Origin of the sequence: uncultured Oscillibacter sp., from assembly GCF_910579365.1 — a bacterium.
Classification (GTDB): domain Bacteria; phylum Bacillota; class Clostridia; order Oscillospirales; family Oscillospiraceae; genus Oscillibacter.
Genome location: NZ_CAJTUX010000121.1, coordinates 1 through 4769 on the forward strand (window position 1 = coordinate 1; position 4769 = coordinate 4769).

The following is a 4769-nucleotide window of genomic DNA, read 5'->3' on the forward strand; positions in this document are numbered from 1 at the left end:
ACGAGATCGAGTAATGTGACTGGAGTTCAGACGTGTGCTCTTCCGATCTTGCGCCCTGGTGCAGATTCCCAGCTCCATCTCTTACCGCTACCGGGTTGTAGGCTGCGACGATTTCATCCTGGGGGCGAAGCGGTTCATGCAGGACACCGGCACCGCCAGCGTCATGACCTATCTCTTCAACACCACCGACGAGGCGGAGGCGGATATGGAGGCCTTCCTGGCGGAGTACACCGAGAGCGTCCAGCCCCTCTACGACTATGAGAGCCGGGCCACGTATGTCGCCGAGTTTGAGGGCTTCCGGAACATGTTCCTGACCACGGGCGGGGCGCTGAGCTTCATCATCGGGCTGGTGGGCGTGCTGAACTTCGTCAACGCGGTGCTGACGGGCATCCTAACCCGGAAGCGGGAGCTGGCGGTTTTGCAGTCCGTGGGCATGACGGGAAAGCAGCTCAAGACCATGCTGGTCTTTGAGGGCCTTTATTACACGCTTTTGGCCCTGGCGGTGTCCCTGGTAATGACGGTGGGCCTGGGGCCCCTGGTGGGCGGCGCCGTGGGCGATATCTTCTGGTTCTTCACCTACCGCCTGACCGTGGCCCCCATTGTGGTGATTCTGCCCATTTTCCTGGTTCTGGGAGCGCTGGTGCCGCTGTGGACCTATCGCTCCGTGTCCAAACGGACCATTGTGGAGCGCCTGCGGGAGGCGGAGGGATGAGAAAGCTATTTTGGGCGTTCGGCCTCCTGCTTCTTCTCGCCGCCTGCGGGCAGAGGGAGGAAGCCATGGAGGGCAACCTGATTCTCACCAACTACGCCCCGGAGGCCATCTCCAACATCACCGTGGAATACGGCGGCGAAACCCTCTCGTCGGAGGCGGCCATTTCAGACACCCAGCTCTGCTCCTTTACCCTGCCGGAGGAGGACGGCCTGACCTATACGGTCTCCTTCGAGACGGCGGAGGGCGAAACCGTCCGCGAGAGCTTCACCGACAGCTTTGCGGAGGAAACGGTTGTGTACCTTCGGACGGACCGGGCGGAGGGCCTCTGGCACCTGGAGTACGACCAAACATCCTGAGAAACCGCAGGGCCTGTCTTTTGGCGGGCCCTGCGGTTATTGACAAAGTTTTGCCCTATATTCCCTGTGCTTTTCGTAGATTTTCCCAAAGAAAGAGGTTGCATTTATGTGGCACTTTGCTTATAATCAAGGGAACAACTTGAGAAGAGGGGGTTCCTACCATGCGCACCGAACAAAAGCTGAACATGACCATGCTCTGTGACTTTTATGAGCTGACCATGGGCAACGGCTATTTCCAGGCGGGCTATCAGGACCGGATAACCTATTTCGACGTGTTCTTCCGGGATGTGCCGGACAAGGGGGGCTTCGCCATCTGCGCGGGTCTGGACCAGATCATTGACTACATTCTGGACCTGCACTTCGACCAGGAGGACATTGATTATCTCCGGAGCCGGAACCTGTTTTCCGAGGAATTTCTGGCCTATTTAAAGAACTTCCGCTTCACCGGGGATATCTGGGCCATCCCCGAGGGGACCCCCATCTTTCCCCAGGAGCCGGTGATTACCGTCCGGGCCCCCGCCATTCAGGCCCAGCTGATTGAGACCTTTACCCTGCTTGCCATCAACCACCAGAGCCTCATCGCCACCAAGGCAAACCGCATTGTCCGGGCCGCCCAGGGGCGGACGGTGCTGGAGTTCGGCTCCCGCCGGGCCCAGGGCACCGACGGCGCCATTACCGGCGCCCGGGCGGCCTACATCGGCGGCTGCGCCGGGACGGCCTGCGCCATCTCCGACCAGCTCTACGGCGTGCCCGCCGGGGGCACCATGGCCCACGCCTGGGTCCAGATGTTCGACACCCAGTACGAGGCCTTCGAGACCTACTGCCGCCTTTACCCGAACAATGCCACGCTACTGGTGGACACCTACAACACCCTGAAATCCGGCGTGCCTGATGCCATCCGGGCCTTTGACGCGGTGCTCAAGCCCCTGGGAATTAAAAAGTGCGGCATCCGCCTGGACTCCGGCGACATCGCCTACCTCACCCAGAAGGCCCGGAAAATGCTGGACGGCGCGGGCTGGACGGAGTGCCAGATTTCCGCCTCCAACTCTCTGGACGAGTATATCATCCGGGACCTGCTGATTCAGGGGGCCCAGATTGACATGTTCGGCGTGGGCGAGCGGATGATTACCGCCAGCAGCCAGCCGGTGTTCGGCGGCGTGTATAAGCTGGTGGCGGTGGAGGACGGGGAAGGGAAGGTGACTCCCAAGATCAAGGTCAGCGAGAACGTGGACAAGATCACGAATCCCCACTACAAGAAGGTCTACCGCATCTTTGACAAGTCCACCGGCAAGGCCGAGGCGGACTATATCACCGTCTGGGACGAGCGGGTGGACGAGAGCCGCTCCCTGGAGCTCTTCGACCCCCGGGCTACCTGGAAGCGGAAGACCTATACGAATTACACGGCCAAGCCCCTCCAGCAGCCGATTTTCCTTGGGGGGAAGCTGGTGTATGAGCGGCCCGGCCTCCGGGAGATTCAGACCTACTGCAAGGAGCAGGTGTCGACCCTGTGGGACGAGGTGAAGCGCTTCGAAAATCCCCACACGTACTATGTGGACCTCAGCCAGCGGCTGTGGGACATCAAGCAGGGCCTTCTGCGCCAGAGCGAGTGAATAAGCGTGCCGGGCGGGAAACCGCCCGGCACGAATTTTATCTTTTTTTAATATTTTGGTGTTGAAGACGGCGGCGGCTTTTTGTATAATAGAAAGGTCAGACGCCGAGACTGCAAACGAGGAGGCGAGGCTTCGTGCATAAAAACATTCCCCATATTCCCCCGGTGGAGGAGCGGATCGAGCGGAAGATTTCTGCCGCGGCCAGTATCTCCATGTGCGCGCTGACGGTCATTGTTCAAATCGCGACCTCTCTGCTGATCTCCCATCTTCTGGCGGAGTACTCCAGCTATATGTACGCTCTGCTGCTCATCGCCGGCGCGGTACTGGCCATCCGGGTGTACCAGCGGCCGGGCAGCCCTACCTATAAGCTGGTGTGGATGTGCCTGCTGCTGGCGATGCCGGTGTCCGGCATGATCCTCTTCTGCCTCTGGGGCGGCACGCACCAGGCCAAGCAGCTCAGCCTCCGGCAGGTGCCCCCCATTCCCCAGAGGGAGAGCCAGCGCATGGCCAGCGAGGCCAATCTGGCCCGGCTCCGGCGGCAGTCCCCGGCCTGGGGGCGGCTGGCGGCGTATCTGGAAAAGCGGGGCTTCCTGCTGTACCGGAACACGGATGCCGTCTATTTCAAAGAGGGCGCGGACTTTTTCGAGGACCTGATCGCCCGTTTGGAGCAGGCGGAGATTTATATTTTCCTGGAATACTATATACTGGCGGAGGGGACGCTTTGGAACCGCATCTTCGATGTGCTGAAGGAGCGGGCCGCCGCCGGGGTGGAGATTCACATCACTTTCGACGATTTCGGCAACCTCACCCGCTTTTCGGACGAGACGCTTCAGGCCCTCCAGAACGCGGGCATTGAGGTGAAGGTCTTCAATCCCGTCCACCGTTATGTGAACCGCATCTACTTCAATTACCGGGACCACCGGAAGATCGCCGTCATCGACGGGCAGTACGCCTATACTGGCGGCATCAACATCGCCGATGAGTACGCCAATCTCATCGTCCGCTTCGGCCACTGGAAGGACACCGCCGTCCGCATCGAGGGGGAGGGCGTCTGGGGCTTCGCCACCCAATTTATGCAGATGTGGAAGATGATGGGGGGCACATTTCACAACGAGGACGACTACTACCGCCCCCGTCACGATGTGGAGAAGGCGCAGGGCTGGTGCCAACCCTTCACCGACGGGCCGCTGAACAACCCTGATAACCCCATTGAGGAGGTTTATCTCCAGCTCATTGCCTCGGCCCAGAAGATGCTGTACCTCACCACCCCCTACTACGCCGTGGAGGAATCCATGCAGAAGGCCCTGTGCATCGCCGCCGACGCGGGAGTGGACGTGCGGCTGTTCATCCCCGGCATTCCGGACCACCACAAGTTTACCTATATGGTGGCGGAGACCTATTGGGGTGAGCTTTTGAGCCATGGCGTGAAGATTTACAAGTACACCCCCGGGTTCCTCCACGCCAAAAGCGTCATGGCGGACCGGGAGGTAGCCCTGGTGGGCAGCACCAATATGGATTACCGGACCTTTCAGCTTCATTATGAGTGCGGCGTGCTGCTGTACCATATGCCGGTGGTGGAGGAGCTGCTGGAGGACCTGGACGGCATTCTGGCCGAGAGCCGGCCCTATACGCTGGAGGACTGGAGCCAGCGGTCCTGGTTCCGAAAGGTATGCGCGTCCATTTTCAAGCTGGGCGCGATCTGGCTGTAAACGATGTGTGGGAGGATGCCCATGTCCCGTGACCTGACCCCTCGGGAGACTGCGGAGCGCAGTCTCATCAAAACCTACCGCAAGACCGTCTGGAATCCCTTCATTGCCGCCGTGAAGCGCTATGAGCTGGTGTGTCCGGGGGACCATATCGCCGTCTGCGTCTCCGGCGGGAAGGATTCCTTCATCCTGGCCAAGCTGATGCAGGAGCTGCAAAGACACACGGACAGGCCCTTCCAGCTGACCTTTCTGGTGATGGACCCAGGCTATAACCCCGCCAACCGCCGCCTCATCGAGGAGAACGCGGAGAGGCTGGGCATCCCCGTCACTATCTTTGAAAGCGACATCTTCGACGTCACCGTCCAGGTGGATAAAAACCCCTGTT

3 protein-coding genes and 1 pseudogene are annotated in these 4769 nt (G+C 60.2%); all 4 read left to right on the forward strand.

Annotated features, from left to right (window positions below):
* Positions 1-708: 708 nt before the first annotated feature.
* The gene (locus QZ329_RS15000; RefSeq protein WP_295753810.1) at positions 709-1068 is read left to right on the forward strand and encodes a hypothetical protein; all 360 of its coding nucleotides are present in this window, start codon (positions 709-711) and stop codon (positions 1066-1068) included.
* A 161-nt stretch (positions 1069-1229) separates the two neighbouring features.
* Complete coding sequence (locus QZ329_RS15005; protein WP_295753811.1) at positions 1230-2678, forward strand: nicotinate phosphoribosyltransferase; 1449 nt, start codon at positions 1230-1232, stop codon at positions 2676-2678.
* A gap of 134 nt (positions 2679-2812) precedes the next feature.
* Complete coding sequence (gene cls / locus QZ329_RS15010) at positions 2813-4387, forward strand: cardiolipin synthase (protein ID WP_295753812.1); 1575 nt, start codon at positions 2813-2815, stop codon at positions 4385-4387.
* Between the two features lie 21 nt (positions 4388-4408).
* Positions 4409-4769 (forward strand): annotated as a pseudogene (locus tag QZ329_RS15015) (tRNA 2-thiocytidine biosynthesis protein TtcA); the annotation flags it as partial.